This is a genomic window from Streptomyces sp. G7(2002), from assembly GCF_028870195.1.
GTDB lineage: Bacteria > Actinomycetota > Actinomycetes > Streptomycetales > Streptomycetaceae > Streptomyces > Streptomyces nigrescens.
Genome location: NZ_CP102609.1, coordinates 8,169,916 through 8,185,152, shown reverse-complemented (window position 1 = coordinate 8,185,152; position 15,237 = coordinate 8,169,916). Strand labels below are relative to the sequence as shown.

Below are 15,237 nucleotides of genomic sequence, written 5' to 3'. Positions count from 1 at the left end.
CTTCGTGGTGCTGCGCAGTACTGCGCGGTGGTGATACCTGGTGATCTGACCTGCGTACATTAGCGGACCGTCAACGGGCGTCCGGCCGCGCCCTCCGCCGGGCCAGATAGGGGGCGGTCCGGCTCCCCGGCGCGTCCGCGACCTCGGCCGGGGTGCCCGCCGCCACGATCCGGCCGCCGTCCGCTCCGCCGCCGGGGCCGAGGTCGATGACATGGTCGGCGCCGGCCACCACCCCCATGTCGTGCTCGACGACCACCACGGTGTGGCCGGCGTCGACCAGGCCGTGGAGCTGGCGCAGCAGGACCTCGGTGTCGGCGGGGTGCAGTCCGGTGGTGGGCTCGTCGAGGAGGTAGAGGGTGTGGCCGCGGCGGGTCCGCTGGAGTTCGGTGGCGAGCTTGATGCGCTGGGCCTCGCCGCCGGACAGCTCGGTCGCGGGCTGGCCGAGCCGCAGATAGCCCAGGCCCACGTCCTGGAGCGTGCGCAGGCTGCGGGCGGCGGCCGGAATGTCGGCGAGGAAGTCCGCGGCGGTGTCCACGGTCATCGCGAGGACGTCGGCGATGGTGCGGTCCCGGTAGGTGATCTCCAGGGTTTCGGGGTGGTAGCGGGCGCCGTGGCAGGCGGTGCAGGGCGCGTACGTACCGGGCAGGAAGAGCAGTTCGACGGCGACGAAGCCCTCGCCCTGGCAGGTCTCGCAGCGGCCGGCGGCGACGTTGAAGGAGAACCGTCCGGCGGTGTAGCCGCGGGCGCGGGCCTCGTCGGTGGCGGCGAAGACCTTGCGCACGGCGTCGAAGAGGCCGGTGTAGGTGGCGAGGTTGGAGCGCGGGGTGCGGCCGATCGGCTTCTGGTCGACGCGCACCAGCCGGTCGATCGCCTCCAGGCCCTCGGCGCCGCTGAGTTGGGCGCGGGCCATCGGGCCGGCCTCGGTCCCGTCCTCGCCCGTATCGGTCGTCCCGTCGCCGAGGTGCTCGCGCACCGCCTCCGCGAGCACCCGGGTGACCAGCGTCGTTTTGCCCGATCCCGAGACACCGGTGACGGCGGTGAAGACGCCGAGCGGGAAGGCGGCGTCCAGACCGCGCAGATTGTGCAGGGTGACACCGCGCAGCGTGAGCGTGCCCGTGGGGCGGCGCACCGTGCGGGCGGCGGGCGGTGCGGTGTCGAAGAGGAACCGGCGGGTGGCGGAGCCGGTGGCGTCAGCGAGCGCGGCGACGGGCCCGCTGTGCAGCACCTGTCCGCCGTGTTCCCCGGCGCGCGGGCCGATGTCGACGATCCAGTCGGCGCGCCGCACCACCTCCATGTCGTGCTCGACGACGAACAGCGAATTGCCCGCTTCCTTGAGCCGGCCGAGCACCGTGAGCAGGGACTCGGTATCGGCGGGGTGCAGGCCGGCGGAGGGCTCGTCCAGGACGTAGACGACGCCGAAGAGGCCGGAGCGCAGCTGGGTGGCCAGCCGCAGCCGCTGGAGTTCACCGGCGGACAGGGTGGGCGAGGGCCGGTCCATGCTCAGATAGCCAAGACCGAGTTCGGTGAGCACCTCGATCCGCGCCACCAGGTCGCGGGCCAGCGTCGGGGCCACCTCGTCGTCCGGCCGTGCGGCGGTGGGGCACAGCAGCTCGGCGAGGGCGCCGAGCGGCATCCCGGCGAGGGTGGCGATGTCCTGGCCGTGGAACGTCACGGCCAGCGCCTCGGGGCGCAGCCGCCGCCCGGCGCACACCGGGCAGGGCTCGGCGACCATGAACCCCTGGACACGCTTGCGCAGGGTCTCGCTCTTGGAGTCGGCGAAGGTGTGCAGCACATAGCGCCGGGCGCTCATGTACTGGCCCTTGTAGGGGCGTTGGATCCGGCCCACGTCGCGCACGGGGTGGACGGTGACGACGGGCTGTTCGTCGGTGAACAGGATCCACTCGCGCTCGGCCGGCGGCAGCTCACGCCAGGGCCGGTCAGTGTCATGGCCGAGGGCCGCGAGGATGTCGCGGAGGTTCTTGCCCTGCCAGGCGCCGGGCCAGGCGGCGATGGCACCGTCCCGGATGGAGAGCGCCGGGTCGGGGACGAGGGACTGCTCCGTGACGCGGTGGACGGTGCCCAGGCCGTGGCACTCCGGGCAGGCGCCGGCCGCGGTGTTGGGCGAGAAGGCGTCCGAGTCCAGCCGTTCCGCCGCGTCCTCCGGGTAGTCGCCGGCGCGGGAGAAGAGCATCCGCAGGGTGTTGGAGAGGGTGGTGACGGTGCCGACCGAGGAGCGGGAGGTGGGGGCGGAGCGCCGCTGCTCCAGGGCGACGGCGGGCGGCAGTCCGGTGATGTCCTCGACCTTGGGCGCGCCGACCTGGTGGATCAGCCGCCGGGCGTAGGGGGCCACCGACTCGAAGTAGCGGCGCTGCGCCTCGGCGTAGAGGGTGCCGAAGGCGAGGGAGGACTTGCCCGATCCGGACACCCCGGTGAACGCGACCAGCGCGTCCCTCGGGATGTCCACATCGATGCTGCGGAGGTTGTGCTCACGGGCGCCGCGCACCCGTACGTACGAGTCGGCCATCCCTCCATGATCAGGCACAGCCCGGCGTGGTCGGGCCATCGTCGGGGCCGGTCCCAGGAGGTGTCTCAGTCGCCGGCCGTGGCGGCGCCGATCCGCTCGCGGGCCTCCTCCCAGGGCAGCGGGGTGGCGATGACCGCGCGCAGCGCCCGGATCCGGCGGGGCGGCAGGCCGGCCGCCAGGACGCCGACGGCGTGCCCGTCCCGCCCGTAGAGCGCGAGGACGCGCCGCTCGGCCCGGTCCAGGACGGTGGCCTCGACCCGGTCGGCGCCCGCGGTCAGCCCGTACGCCTGGAGCTTGAGGTCGTACTGGTCGGACCAGAAGTACGGCACGGGCGCGAACGGGCGGCGTTCCGGGGCGGGGGCGTCTTCCGCCACCCCGGTGGCGTCGGCCGTCGTGGTCAGTTCGGCCAGGAGGTTGCGGGCGGCGGCCATGCCCTGCTCGGTGGCGTTCATCCGGTGCTCGAAGCGCAGCGGGCGGCCGTGGACCGGATGGTCCCAGCGGGCCACATCGCCCGCGGCGTAGATGCCGGGGGCGGCCGCGCAGTACTCATCGCAGCGCAGCCCGTCGGTGGTGTCCAGGGCCGGGTCGGCCAGCCACTCGACGGCGGGCCGGGAGCCGATCGCCAGCAGCACGAGGTCGGCCGGCAGCCGGCTGCTTCCCCCGGCGGCCCCACTGCCGGGGGGACCCCCACTGGCCAGCCGTACGGCGGTGACCTGCGGGCCGGAGCCGTCCGGGTCCGCGGGCGCGGTCTCGAATCCGTCCACCGCGCCGGTGAGCAGCCGTACACCCCGGGCGCGGTGTTCCTCGGCGAGCAGCTCGCCGACCTCGGTGCCGACGGCGGCGGCCATCGGTGTCGGCTCGATGCCGACGAGGGTGACGTCGTGTCCCAACTCCCGTGCCACCGCGGCGGCTTCGCAGCCCAGTACGCCGTTCCCGACGATCACCAGGCGCAGGCCCGGGGTACCCCCATGGGCCAGCCGGCCGCGCAGTGCCAGTGCCTCGTCGAGGGTGCGCAGAGTGTGCACCCCGGCGATGCGGTCGGCGCCGGGCAGGGTTCGGGCCCCGACACCGGTCGCGATGATCACGCCGGCGCAGCGGAGCGGCTCGTCGCCGTCGAGGGTGAGGGTGCGGGTGGCCACATCGAGGCCGGTGGCCCGGGTGCCGAGCCGCAGATCGAGGCCGAGCGGGGCGAGCTGCTCCTCGGTGCGCAGCAGCAGCCGGTCCGGCTCCCAGGCGCCGTGCAGCAGCTGCTTGGACAACGGCGGCCGGTCGTAGGGGAGATGGGGCTCGTCACCGATGAGGGTGAGCGGGCCGCGCCAGCCGCCGCGGCGCAGCGCCTCGGCCGCGGCGAGGCCGGCCGCGGAGGCGCCGACGACGGCGATCGGCCGGGCGGTCATGCGTGTACCTCGATCACGGCGGCCGGGCAGATGGCGGCCGCCTCACGGACCGCGTCGTGCTGCCCGGCGGGCGGTTCGGCGTCGAGCAGCACCACCACTCCGTCCTCGTCGCGCTGGTCGAAGACCTCGGGGGCGATCAGCACGCACTGTCCGGCGGCGCAGCACTTGTCGGCATCAAGGGTGATCTTCATGGCAGAAGGCTCCATGGGAGTTGCGGTGGAGTGAAGGGGGAATCCGGCCGCGGTCGCGGGCCGCCCGGCGGTGGTGCCGGGGTCACCAGGTGACGGGCAGGGCGTGACAGCCGTAGATCGCCATATCGGTGCGGAAGGGGATCTCGTCGAGGGGCACCGCGGGCCGCATCGTGGGGAAGCGGCGCAGCAAGGTGCCGATCACCACCTGGAGTTCGACCCGGGCCAGCGCCTGGCCGAGGCACTGGTGGATGCCGTAGCCGAAGGCGACATGGTGCTGGGCGTTGGGGCGGTGCACATCGAGGCGGTCGGCGTCGGGGAAGACACTCTCGTCGCGGTTGGCGGACGGAACGGCGACGACGACGCCCTCGCCGGCCCGGATGAGGTGACCGTCGATCTCGATATCGGCGGTGGCGACCCGGCGCGGCCCGTTGCGGATAATGCTGTGGAAGCGCAGCAACTCCTCGACGGCGCCACGGATCAGGCCGGGCTCCTGACGCAGCTGCCCGGCGGTCTCCGCGTCGCGCATCAGGGTCAGTGCGCTCAGACCGATCATGTTGGCGGTGGTCTCGTGCCCGGCGATCAGCAGCAGGGCGGCGAACGCGGCCACCTCGTCGTGGCCGATCTCACCGGTCCGCTGCTGCTCGACGATCAGCCGCCCGAGGATGTCGTCCCCCGGGTCCGCTTCCTTGGCGGTGACCAACCGGTCGAGGTAGTCGCGCAGTTCGAGGCGGGCGGTCTCCCGCTCGTCGTCGGGGACGGTGCGGGAGAGCAAGGTGCCGGTGAGCCGCTGGAAGACGTCGTGGTCGTCGTACGGGACGCCCAGCAGCAGGCTGATCACCAGCGACGGGACCGGCAGCGCCAGTGCCTCGACGAGGTCCACTCCGCCGTGCGCACCCCGCTCGGCGCGCTCCATCAGGTCGCAGAGTTCCTCCGTGATCCGCTGGATCTCCGGGCGCAGCGCCTCGACCCGCTTGACCATGAACTCCCGGGTGACCATCCGGCGCAGCCGGGTGTGCTCGGGCGGGTCCCGGCGAATGAAGCCGCGGTTCTCGGTGCTGCCGCCGCCGGTCATCCCGCTGAGCGGGTAGCCGTGAACGGTGGTGTCGGAGCTGAAGCGGGTGTCGCCGAGGATCGTCCGGATGTCGCTGTAGCGGGTGGCCAGCCAGGCCCAACTGCCGTCCGGGAGGGCGATCTTGGAGATCGGCTGCTGGGTGCGCAGGGTGCCGAATTCGGCGGGCGGGTCGAAGGGGCAGCCGCTCGGGGGTTCCACGGGCAGCGGCGCCGGGGCGGTGGAAAGTGTCATCTCGCTCATCTCGCTTGGTGCGCGCACACCGGCAGGGGCGTGCGCCATGAGCCGAACGTTCGCCTAACACCCGTAAACTTACATGTGTAGTGCACGCATCACGATGCCGGGGGGTGGTGTGCGTGACGGTGCCTCAGGGAGACGGTTTCGGCGCTGCGCGGAGCGGCCGGTGGGACAGGGGCTGAGCGGAGCGCCGAAAGCGCGGCTCAGCGCTCCAGCAGCAGCTGCAGCATCTCGTCCACGAACCGGTCCAGCCGACCGGTGTCCTTGCGGCTCGGCATGACCTGCCAGAGCGTGACCCGGCCGTGCACCGCCGACCACAGCACGTACGGCGCCTCGGACCGCGAGCCGCGCACCCGCCATCCGGCGTCCTCACAGGCCGTCAGGGCCTGCTGCCAGCTGCGCACCAGCAGCCCGGCGGGGTGCCCGGCGAGCCGCTCGGGGTCGACCGGGGTCTGCCGGGTCTCGTAGAGCAGGCGGTAGGTCGCGGGGTGCGCGACGGCATAGCGGCAGTAGGCGCGCAGCTGGGCGCGCAGCCGCTCCACCGGGTCGTCCGCCGCCTTCGCCGCGGCCCCGGACATCGCCTCCGCGAGCCGCTCATAGCTGACTTCGAGGGTCGCCCAGACCAGTTCGGTCTTGTCGGAGAAGTGCCGGTAGATGCTCGGCGCGGCCACACCGGCCGCGCGGGCCACCGCCCGCAGCGACAGCGCGTCCTCGCTGCCGACCTCCTCCAGGAGCCGCTCGGTGGCCCGCAGGAGTTCCTCCCGCAGACGCTCGCCCTGTCCACGCGGATTACGGGCCCGGACGGCCGCTTGCTCGCTCACTGCCCTCCGGTTCCTTCCCTGACCTGGCCGACGGGGTGCTGCGCCAGGGTTTCACACCGGGGCAGGTGCGGCCTACGCGAGGACGGCGCGGGGCTGCGGTTCACCGGCCCCTCGTCAGCCCGTCGGCCGCGGCACCCCGGCTCAGCACCACCGTGCCGACCGACGTGCGGATCCGGTCGTGCCGGCCGCTCGTGGCGAGATTGCGCACCCGGACCCGCTTGCCCTGCTCGACGAACTGCGGGAGGTACTCGGCCGTGGTGACCCGCCAGCGCTGACCGGCGCGGTGCGGCGGCGCGAACCGGAAGCGGGCGATGCTGCCCCAGTTGCCCCGCGGCTTCTTCGTGACGCCGGAGAGCTGGTCACCGAGGCCGTAGACGACCCAGGTGCCGTTGACCTTCTCGTACGGCTGCGGGGTGTGCGCACGGGTGCCGACGATCAGATCGATGTCGGGCCGGCCGGCGGTCTCGGAGGCGGTGAGCGCACGGGCCAGCCGGATCTGCCGTGCGTCGGGGGCCGTTCGGTACTCCGTGCCCCAGTACGGGCTGACGACCACGACATCGGCGCCGTCCCGGCGGGCCGCCCGGGCATCCTTGATGATCCGCTTCTCGTCGAGCAGATTCACCGTCCACGGTGCGTACGCCGGGCGCCGCCCGCCCCCGGTGCCGTAGGTGTACGCGAGCTGGGCGACCCGTGCGCCGCCCGGGGCCCGCAGCAGCGCAGGGCGGGCGCCCTCGGCGGCGTCCCGGGCCGAGCCGGTATGGCGCAGCCCGACGGTGTCCAGGGCCTCCAGAGTGCGCTGCACACCCGGCACTCCGCGGTCGAGGGCGTGGTGGGAGGCGGTGGCGCAGGAGTCGTAGCCGGTCGCCTTCAGCGCGGTGGCGATCTGTGGTGGTGCCTGCAGGACCGGGTGCCCGGTGAAGGGCCCGCCCAGCGGTCCGAGCGGCGCGTCGAGATGACACAGCGCCAGGTCGGCTGCGGAGATGACCGGCCGCACGCCCTTGAGTATCGGCCGGTAGTCGTAGCCGTCGTGTGGTGCGTCGCGCCGGGCGGTGGCGAGGACCTCGGGGTCGGAGGGGAGGACGTCCCCGGCGGCGACCAGGGTGAAGGACTGCCGGCCGGCGTCGTCGGTGACGGGGGCGCCCGCATGGGCCCGCGGTGTGGGTTCCGGGGTGGGCCGCGGGGCCGGCCGTGGGACGGGGTGCGGGCTGGTGCAGCCCACGGCCAGCGCGGCGAGCAGGGCTGCTGCCGCATACCGTGTGTACGCGCTCATGCCCGACAGATATCAGCAGGGACATGACCGGAAATCCCCCCGTGCGCCGGTGTCCGCGGCTCTCCCCCATACGGACTCACGACTGCCGCCATCGGGCCGGACGCCTCACGGGGCCTCCGGTTCCGTCTTCTCCAGGGCCGCTGCCTCGTCCCGTGCCGCCTGTGCCTCGGCCGGGCGGTCCAGCGCCGTCAGCACCTCGGCGAGGGTGTGCAGGGCGCCGGTGAGATTGCGGTTGCCGAGGAGGGTGATACGGGCACGGTGGAGGTCGACGGCCTCCTGGGCGAACGGCAACGCCTCGGCCGGGCGGTCCAGCTGCGCCAGCAGCTCGCCGAGGGTGTGCAGCGAGATGGCGAGACCGGCCTCGTAGCGACGGTCCTCGGCCTGAGACTCCGCCACGCCACGCCAGAGGCCGACGGCTTCCCGGGCGAACGGCAACGCCTCGGCCGGGCGGTCCAGCTGTGCCAGCAGCCGGCCGAGGAGACGCAGGGACAGGGCAAGGGCAAGGCGTCGGCGAGGCGGCGCGTCGGCCTCCGCCAGGCCACGACGGAGGGCAACGGCTTCCTCCACGTACGGCAGTGCCTCGGCCGGCCGGTCCAGTTGTCCCAGCAGCGCGCCGAGGGCACGCAAGGACTCGGCGAGGGCGATGCGGCGGTACGCGGCCGCGCCGGCCCCCGCCAGGCCACGACGGAGAGCAACGGCCTCCTCCACGAACGGCAGCGCCTCGGCCGGCCGGTCGTCCCGCCTCAGCCGGTCGTAGCCGTAGTACAGGGAGGCTGCGAGGGCGGGGCGGTAGCGGTCGGGGTCGGCCTCGGCCAGGCCACGGTAGAGGGCGACGAGGTCCTCGGGCTCCCCCTCCAGGGCGAGGGCTTCGTCCTGGGCGGCCTGCGCCGCGGCCGGGCGGTCCAGCGCCGCCAGCAGGTCTCCGAGAGTCCTCAGGCACTCGGCGAGGTCCGAGCGGTAGCGAGCGAGGTCGGTTTCGGCCAGGGGGCGGCAGACGTCGACGGCTTCCTCCGCGTACCGCAGCCCCTCGGCCGGACGGCCCAGCTGTGCCTGCAGCTCGCCGAGGGTACTCAGGGACTGGGCGAGCTCGATGCGGCAGTGAGGGTGCTTGTCGGTCTCGACCTTGTCGCGACGGAGGGCAACCGCTTCCTGGAGGAACGGCAGCGCCTCAGCCGGCCGGTCCAGCTTCTCCGCCAGCAGGTTGCCGAGGGTGGTCAAGGAGCTGGTGAGGGCGCTGCGCCAGCCTTGGGGGTCGTCCTTGAACCAGCCGCGTTCCTTGGCCACGGTCTTCCTGGCCGCCCGCAGTTGTCTGCCCCACCGCACCTTCGCCGGGATCACGCCCGAGTGGCGCCCCGCTTTCCGCACCATTGCTTCACCGTTCCCGGAACCGGCCCGTCAGGGCGCGCTCCGTCCGTCGCGTGCACGTGGTGACCGAACGGTCCGGTGCCGCGGAGCCGGGTCTCCGCGCCCCGGCCGAGCTGCCCGTCCGGCGGCAGGAGTACGACGGACACCCTGGCCACGGGGCCGGTCGGCCCTGCGGCCAGCCTTGACCAGCGCCACCACGCTCAGCGACCGCCATGCGGGTAGTTCAGCGGGCCGGCCCCACCGCCGGGGACGGTGACCCGTCCTGCTGGGGCCTGTCCCGTGAGCCCGGCGTGGATCTAACCTCAGGCCGTATGACCCATGACTCCCTCCAGGGCCGTGAGCCGCTTCATGTGACGGTGTGGGACGAGGCGACGCCCGGTGCGCCGCGGGCGGTGCTGGTGCACGGCACGATGAGCTGGGGCACCGAGTGCTTCGCGGAGCAGCGGCCGCTGGCCCGGAGATTCCGTCTCGAACTCGTCGACCGGCGCGGCTTCGGCGACAGCCCGGACATCGCGCGGAGCGACTACACGGTCGACGCCGAGGACATCGGCCAACTCCTGGGCAGCGGAGCGCACTTGGCCGGCCACTCCTACGGGGCGGCCGCCGTGATGCTGGCCGCGTCGGCCCGCCCGGAGGCGGTGCGGTCACTGACCCTCATCGAGCCGTCCCCGCTGCGCACCGCGGCCGCCCATCCCACCGTGGCGGCGGCGCTGGAACGGATCAGGGCGTCGTTCGCAGACATCGACGAGGAGCTAAGCCCGGAGGACCATCTGCGGCGGTCCACCGAGCCGTACGGGCTGCCGCTGCCGGAGCTGACCCCACGGCTGCTGCGCGCGGTGCGGTCGGCGATGCGCGAACGCCCCGTATGGGACGCGGAGCTTCCGCTCGGTCCGCTGGCCGCGGCCACCATGCCCAAGACCGTCATCAACGGGACCTGGGAGACCGTCCACCCCGACTACCGGGACTTCACCGGCACGGCGCTGATGGCCTGCGGGGAGTACCTCGCCGCGGCGATCGGCGCCCGCCATGTGCGGGTGAGCGGCGCCGGCCATGCGCCGCACCAGGACCGGCCGGAGGAGGTCAACGCCGTCCTCACCCGGCTGTGGCAGGGCTGACCCGGGCGACTGTCCGAAGGGCCCGCCCTTCGGATCACTCCGCCGGCCCGGGCCTCAGGCCACCTCGATGCCGTACTCCTGCACCAGCGCCTCCAGGCCGCCGGGGAAGCCCTTGCCGCCCGCCACGAAGTCCCAGTCGCCGCCCGCCCGTTGCCGGAACGAGCCGAGCACCAGCGCGGTCTCGCCGGGCCGCCCCTCCGAGACCTCCAGCTGTCCCAGCTCCTCCCCCGACGCGTCCAGCAGCCGGACCCGGGCCTCGGTGAAGCCGGAGAGATCGGCGTCGGGGTTGATCTGGGGGTCGATCGCCGCGACCAGGACCAGCCGGTCGGCGTCCGGCGGCAGCGCCTCGAACCGCACCTGCATCGCGGCCCGGTCGGGGGCGAAGCCGGGCAGCATCCGCACCGAGCCGTCCGGGTTGCGCGGATTGTTGTAGAAGACGAAGTGCTCTTCGCTCAGGACGCTGGTCCCCTTGCACACCAGGGCGCAGACGTCGAGGGCGACCTCGCCGGACCAGTTCATGCCGAGGATGTTGTGGTCCGGTGCCTCATCGGGGACGGCGGGGCCGGCGGGAGCGTCTCCGCCGAGCCGTCCGCGCAGCCCGTAGCGGGCGAGCAGATCGACGAGTTCGGAGCCGGCGATCAGGCTGAGCGGTTTGCCGTTGGCGAAGGTGTGGGCGCCGGGGCCGAAGCGGGAGGTCGTCACCAGCACGCCCTTGTTGGCGCCTTCGGACTGGACGGTGCCGTAGAGGTCGCGGACGGCGGTCGGCGGGACGGTGTGGCGGTAGCGCTTGACCTGCACCACGATCTTGCCGCCGCGGATCGGGTCGGGGTCCAGGGCGTCCACATCGACCCCGCCGTCGCCGGAGCGCTGAGTGGTCACGGCCTGCATGCCCATGGCGCGGAACAGCTCGGCGATCAGATTCTCGAAGGCGATCGGGTCCATCTCGTACAGATCCGGTTCGCTGTCGGTGCCGTGTGAGACGACCCCGCCCCCGACGTCGCCCGGAAGGCGTGCGGGGCGTACCGCGGTCCGCTGGTCGGGGCGCGCGGCGAGCTGGCCGCGCAGCCCGTCGGTGAGGCACTCCACGGCGCTGACCTGCGCGAGGTGGAAGGTGTCGAAGGCGCTGCGGGGTGCCATGACGGTCGCCAGACACACCTGGGCCGGGCGGCCGGTCACCGGGTCGACATCGTCCACGAACCCGTTCAGGGCCACCGAGTCCAGCGTGCCGTAGGTGTCGGCGGCGAAGAGGTCGCGCAGCACCAGCAGCACGCTCTGGGCCAGGACATCGCGGTAGAGCGCCCGGCGCTGCGCGGCCGGCCGGGCGGTCTCCTTCTCCTGGTCGGCGGTGGGCATGTACCGGACGGATTTGGTCTCGGGCACGATGTCGTAGCCCGGGAGCTCCCAGTCCAGGACGAGCTGGCGGGCCATCGGGTCGTAGGCGGCGGCGACCTGCCGGGGGAAGCCCTCCGGCCAGGCGGTGGAGGAGTACAGCGCGGCGGAGAAGTACTCGACGGCCGCGTCCGGTTCGCCGTCGCGCAGGCCGTCCAGCAGCTCCGCCATCCCGGCGTTGTGCTGCCGGATCTCGGCCAGGGCGCCCGCGGCCCACTGGTCGTACTGCTGCCGGTAGGCCGCGAGTTGGGCCTGCCGCCGGCTCTCCGCGGCCTGCGCGGCGTACCAGTCCTGCTCGTAGCGGGCGCGGGCCTCCCCCTGGGCGCGGTCGCGGCGGACACCGACCTGCCATCCGCCCGGCGGTGCCTGATAGCGCGCAGGGTCGGGCATCGGGACCGGGGTGGCGAGGGCGCCGGGCGCGAACGCCTCGATGCGCTCGGGGCGCAGCAGCGCTGCCGGGGAGAACGCGGGGGCGCGGCAGCCTTCGGCGAGGAGCCCGGTCAGTGTGGCGACCCGGCCGTCCAGCTCCTCGGTGCGGCGGCGGGCGTCGGCCTCGCGCTGCTGCCGGTAGGCCGCCTGCCGCTCGCGGTGCATCCGCGCCATGGCGCGTTCGGCGTCCCTGGCCTGCCGTTCCTGGTCGCGCTGCTGCTGGGCCCGCGCGCGGCGCTGGGCTTCCTGCTGGCGCTGCTGCTGCCGCTGCGCCTCGGCCCAGATGGCCATTAACCCATGGGAACGGCGGCTCATTCGCTCTGTGTCCTCCCCCCGGGGCGCTGCCCCCGGAACCCTGTGGAAGCGGTTTCACCTGCGTTGTTGGGGAGACCTTAGCGGGGGTGCGAGCGGCCGGTCACGGTCGGGTACGAAGATTCGGCCCACTTCGCGGGGTGCCTCCGAGGGCGTCTTCACGGGGTGCGGGCCGGCCGTCGTTCCGTGCGGTCGCGGACGTCACCCGGCCGCCGTTGCGGGTCCCGGGCCGGGCCTCAACCGGCCGCCGCCGCCCGCAGCTTCGCCGCCGTGACGGCCGGGTCGTAACCGTCGGGCACCCCCGGCACCAGCACCGCCTCGCCGTCGATGTGGCGGGTGCGCAGCGGCAGGATCTCCGCGTAGGCAGGCGAGTCGTACCAGCCGCGGGCCCGTGCCATGTCGGGGAATTCAATGATGACGAGGGCTCCGGGCCAGCTGCCTTCCTTGACCTCCACTTCGGCGCCGTGGACGAGGAAGTGGCCGCCGAAGGGGTCCAGGGTCGCCTGGATCCTCTCGATGTACTCGAAGATCTCCGGGTGCGGGGCGGCGGGGCGGAGGTGGGCGACGGCGTATGCGGTCATGGGACTGCCTCCCGGTGCATCGGTGGTGCGGTGACGCCCACGTTTCCAGCCGTCGGGGTACGGGTCGATTACCTCCGGCGTCATCGTGGGCGGCCGGCGGCCCTCTGGTGTGCCGGGCCGTGCGTCCGGTACCTCTCGCAGCAGGGCCCGCCGCCAGGCCCGTCCCACCGCCCGCGCCGTTCCGTCCGTCCCCCGGCACACCCCCCACCGTCCGTCACGAAGGGATCCCACCATGGACGACCTCCTGCACTTCCGGGCCGCCGGCACCAGCCTGGTGCTGGACCTGTCCGGCACCGGTCTGCCGCGCATCGTGCACTGGGGCGCCGACCTCGGGGCGTGCGCGCCCGGCCGTCTCGCCGGGCTGCGCGCCGCCGATGTCCCCCAGACCGTCCCCAATGCGCTGGACGAGCCGGTTCCGCTGAGTGTGCTGCCGCAGCAGTCGGCGGGCTGGCTCGGCACCCCGGGGGTGAGCGGCCATCGTGCGGGCCGTGCCGCCGCGCCCGCGTTCACGGTGCACGGCACGTCCGTACGGGACGAGAGCCGATCCCTGACGGTCGAGGCGGTGGACCCGGACGGCGGTCTGGCGCTGACGCTGGAACTCGGGCTGACCGGTGCGGGGCTGGTGCGGCTGCGCGCGGCGGTCACCAACACCGGCGAAGGGCCGTACCACCTCACCGAGCTGACTCCCGCCCTGCCGGTCCCCGCCCAGGCCACCGAGCTGCTCGATCTGACCGGCCGGCATCTGCGGGAACGCGCCCCGCAGCGGCATGCGTTCACGCTGGGCACCCATCTGCGGGAGAGCCGGCGCGGGCGCACCGGCAGCGATGCGACGCTGCTGCTGACCGCCGGGGAGGCGGGCTTCGGTTTCCGGTCCGGTGAGGTGTGGGGGCTGCATGTGGCCTGGAGCGGCAACCACCGCTCGCTCGCCGAGCGCACCCCGGCCGGGCAGGCGGTGCTGGCCGGCGGCGAACTCCTGCTGCCCGGCGAGATCCGGCTGGCCCCGGGCGCCACCTACCGCTCCCCCTGGCTCTACGGCTCCTACGGACGCAACGGCCTGGACGAGCTGGCCGGCCGCTTCCACCGCGAGCTGCGGGCCCGCGACGGGCACCCCGCCTCCCCTCGGCCGGTCACCCTCAACACCTGGGAGGCGGTGTACTTCGACCAGGACCTGGCCACACTGGAACGGCTGGCGAGGACGGCGGCCGAGGCCGGCGCGGAGCGGTTCGTGCTGGATGACGGGTGGTTCCGGGGGCGGCGGGACGACCACGCCGGGCTCGGCGACTGGTATGTGGACGCGGAGGTCTGGCCGGACGGGCTGCGGCCGCTGATCGACACCGTGCGGGGGCTGGGGATGCAGTTCGGACTGTGGGTCGAACCGGAGATGATCAACCCGGACTCCGATCTGGCCCGCGCGCATCCGGAGTGGGTGCTCGCCGCCTCCCCGTCGCGGCTGCCGCCGGCCTCCCGCCATCAGCAGGTCCTCGATCTGGCGCGCCCCGAGGCGTACGCGTACGTCCTCGCACGGCTCGACACCCTGCTGCGCGAGCACCGTATCGACTATCTGAAGTGGGACCACAACCGCGATCTCGTGGACGCCGCCGCGCACCACCAGACAACGGCCGCCTACCGGCTGATGGACGAACTGCGCACGCGGCACCCGCAGTTGGAGATCGAGTCCTGTGCGGCCGGTGGCGCCCGGGTGGATCTGGGAGTGCTGGAGCGCACCGACCGGGTGTGGACCAGTGACTGCATCGACGCGCTGGAGCGGCAGCGGATCCAGCGCTGGACGGGGCTGCTGCTGCCGCCGGAGCTGCTCGGCGCACATGTGGGGGCGCCGGTCGCGCACACGACGGGGCGGCGGCACACCCTCGACTTCCGGGCGGGGACCGCGCTGTTCTGCCATTTCGGGATCGAGTGGGACCTGACGGCGGCGAGCGCGGCGGAACGGGCGCGGCTGGCCGAGTGGGTGGCGCTCCACCGGACGCTGCGACCGCTGCTGCACAGCGGGACGGTGGTGCACGGCGACCATCCCGACCCGGCGCTGTGGGTGCACGGCGTGGTGGCCGGGGACGCCGGGCGGGCGGTGTTCGCGCTGGTGCAGATGGCGACGAGTGTGCAGTCCCCGGCCGGGCGGGTACGGCTGCCGGGGCTGGATCCGGACGCGGACTACCGGCTGGCGCCGCTGGCGCCGGGTGACCGCCCGGAGGGGCCGGCCACCTCGGCGCTGCCCTGGTGGGAGCGGGGTGTGACGCTGCCGGGCCGGGTGCTGGCCGAGGTGGGGGTGCAGGCGCCGACGCTGTTCCCGGAGCGGCTGGTGCTGCTGGAGGCCGTACGGCTCTGAGACGTCGCTTCTTTTGGTGAGGCGGCGGTGGCAGGTGAGGACTGCGGCTTTGCCGACGAAGGCGAGGAAGGCGAGGAAGGCGAGTGGCCGGATTTCGCTTCGCCGTTGCCTTCGCCCCTTTGTGGCATTACCTTTGTCGCCGTGACTACCGGGTCGGCCATGTGCCATGAGCGAGTGAGGTTCCCGGTCACCACGT

11 protein-coding genes are annotated in these 15,237 nt (G+C 73.6%); 2 read left to right on the top strand and 9 right to left on the bottom strand.

The genetic code is table 11. The features are described 5' to 3' along the window. Positions 1 to 70: 70 nt before the first annotated feature. The 7 genes from uvrA to NUT86_RS35080 form a co-directional block, all read right to left on the bottom strand. Positions 71 to 2,524 (bottom strand): excinuclease ABC subunit UvrA, encoded by a 2,454-nt coding sequence (uvrA, locus tag NUT86_RS35110; RefSeq protein WP_274739383.1) that lies wholly within the window; start codon positions 2,522 to 2,524, stop codon positions 71 to 73. A gap of 65 nt (positions 2,525 to 2,589) precedes the next feature. Further along, positions 2,590 to 3,921, bottom strand: a complete 1,332-nt coding sequence (locus tag NUT86_RS35105; protein ID WP_274739381.1) for an NAD(P)/FAD-dependent oxidoreductase — start codon at positions 3,919 to 3,921, stop codon at positions 2,590 to 2,592. Further along, positions 3,918 to 4,112, bottom strand: coding sequence for a ferredoxin (locus tag NUT86_RS35100; protein WP_018088471.1), 195 nt, complete (start codon positions 4,110 to 4,112; stop codon positions 3,918 to 3,920). The genes NUT86_RS35105 and NUT86_RS35100 overlap by 4 nt, the downstream gene beginning before the upstream one ends. Before the next feature lie 82 nt (positions 4,113 to 4,194). Next, on the bottom strand, positions 4,195 to 5,415 hold the full coding sequence (locus NUT86_RS35095) for a cytochrome P450 (RefSeq protein ID WP_159488848.1): 1,221 nt from the start codon (positions 5,413 to 5,415) through the stop codon (positions 4,195 to 4,197). A gap of 206 nt (positions 5,416 to 5,621) precedes the next feature. Continuing rightward, positions 5,622 to 6,239: a TetR/AcrR family transcriptional regulator gene (locus NUT86_RS35090; RefSeq protein ID WP_018088469.1), complete on the bottom strand. Its 618-nt coding sequence runs from the start codon at positions 6,237 to 6,239 to the stop codon at positions 5,622 to 5,624. 100 nt (positions 6,240 to 6,339) lie between these two features. Beyond that, a complete protein-coding gene (locus NUT86_RS35085; protein ID WP_274739378.1) occupies positions 6,340 to 7,509 on the bottom strand; it encodes a CapA family protein in 1,170 nt (389 codons plus the stop codon). A 105-nt stretch (positions 7,510 to 7,614) separates the two neighbouring features. Continuing rightward, positions 7,615 to 8,877, bottom strand: coding sequence for a tetratricopeptide repeat protein (locus NUT86_RS35080; RefSeq protein ID WP_274739376.1), 1,263 nt, complete (start codon positions 8,875 to 8,877; stop codon positions 7,615 to 7,617). Positions 8,878 to 9,185: 308 nt separating this feature from the next. Here NUT86_RS35080 and NUT86_RS35075 point away from each other — a divergent pair, with 308 nt between their 5' ends. Continuing rightward, the gene (locus NUT86_RS35075; RefSeq protein WP_274739374.1) at positions 9,186 to 9,989 is read left to right on the top strand and encodes an alpha/beta fold hydrolase; all 804 of its coding nucleotides are present in this window, start codon (positions 9,186 to 9,188) and stop codon (positions 9,987 to 9,989) included. A 54-nt stretch (positions 9,990 to 10,043) separates the two neighbouring features. Here NUT86_RS35075 and NUT86_RS35070 read toward each other — a convergent pair whose 3' ends face one another. Together NUT86_RS35070 and NUT86_RS35065 are read right to left on the bottom strand one after the other, a co-directional pair. Then, entirely contained in the window at positions 10,044 to 12,122 is a 2,079-nt protein-coding gene (locus NUT86_RS35070; RefSeq protein ID WP_446750804.1) for a restriction endonuclease, read from the bottom strand. A gap of 233 nt (positions 12,123 to 12,355) precedes the next feature. Then, the gene (locus NUT86_RS35065; RefSeq protein ID WP_018088464.1) at positions 12,356 to 12,700 is read right to left on the bottom strand and encodes a DUF1330 domain-containing protein; all 345 of its coding nucleotides are present in this window, start codon (positions 12,698 to 12,700) and stop codon (positions 12,356 to 12,358) included. Between the two features lie 232 nt (positions 12,701 to 12,932). Here NUT86_RS35065 and NUT86_RS35060 point away from each other — a divergent pair, with 232 nt between their 5' ends. Next, on the top strand, positions 12,933 to 15,041 hold the full coding sequence (locus tag NUT86_RS35060; RefSeq protein ID WP_274739370.1) for an alpha-galactosidase: 2,109 nt from the start codon (positions 12,933 to 12,935) through the stop codon (positions 15,039 to 15,041). The last annotated feature ends 196 nt before the right edge of the window (positions 15,042 to 15,237 follow it).

Coding starts and splice junctions, on each gene's coding strand:
- uvrA (WP_274739383.1), bottom strand. CDS start 2,524: ATGGCCGACTCGTACGTACGGGTGCGCGGCGCCCGTGAGCACAACCTC.
- NUT86_RS35105 (WP_274739381.1), bottom strand. CDS start 3,921: ATGACCGCCCGGCCGATCGCCGTCGTCGGCGCCTCCGCGGCCGGCCTC.
- NUT86_RS35100 (WP_018088471.1), bottom strand. CDS start 4,112: ATGAAGATCACCCTTGATGCCGACAAGTGCTGCGCCGCCGGACAGTGC.
- NUT86_RS35095 (WP_159488848.1), bottom strand. CDS start 5,415: ATGACACTTTCCACCGCCCCGGCGCCGCTGCCCGTGGAACCCCCGAGC.
- NUT86_RS35085 (WP_274739378.1), bottom strand. CDS start 7,509: ATGAGCGCGTACACACGGTATGCGGCAGCAGCCCTGCTCGCCGCGCTG.
- NUT86_RS35080 (WP_274739376.1), bottom strand. CDS start 8,877: ATGGTGCGGAAAGCGGGGCGCCACTCGGGCGTGATCCCGGCGAAGGTG.
- NUT86_RS35075 (WP_274739374.1), top strand. CDS start 9,186: ATGACCCATGACTCCCTCCAGGGCCGTGAGCCGCTTCATGTGACGGTG.
- NUT86_RS35070 (WP_446750804.1), bottom strand. CDS start 12,122: ATGAGCCGCCGTTCCCATGGGTTAATGGCCATCTGGGCCGAGGCGCAG.
- NUT86_RS35065 (WP_018088464.1), bottom strand. CDS start 12,700: ATGACCGCATACGCCGTCGCCCACCTCCGCCCCGCCGCCCCGCACCCG.
- NUT86_RS35060 (WP_274739370.1), top strand. CDS start 12,933: ATGGACGACCTCCTGCACTTCCGGGCCGCCGGCACCAGCCTGGTGCTG.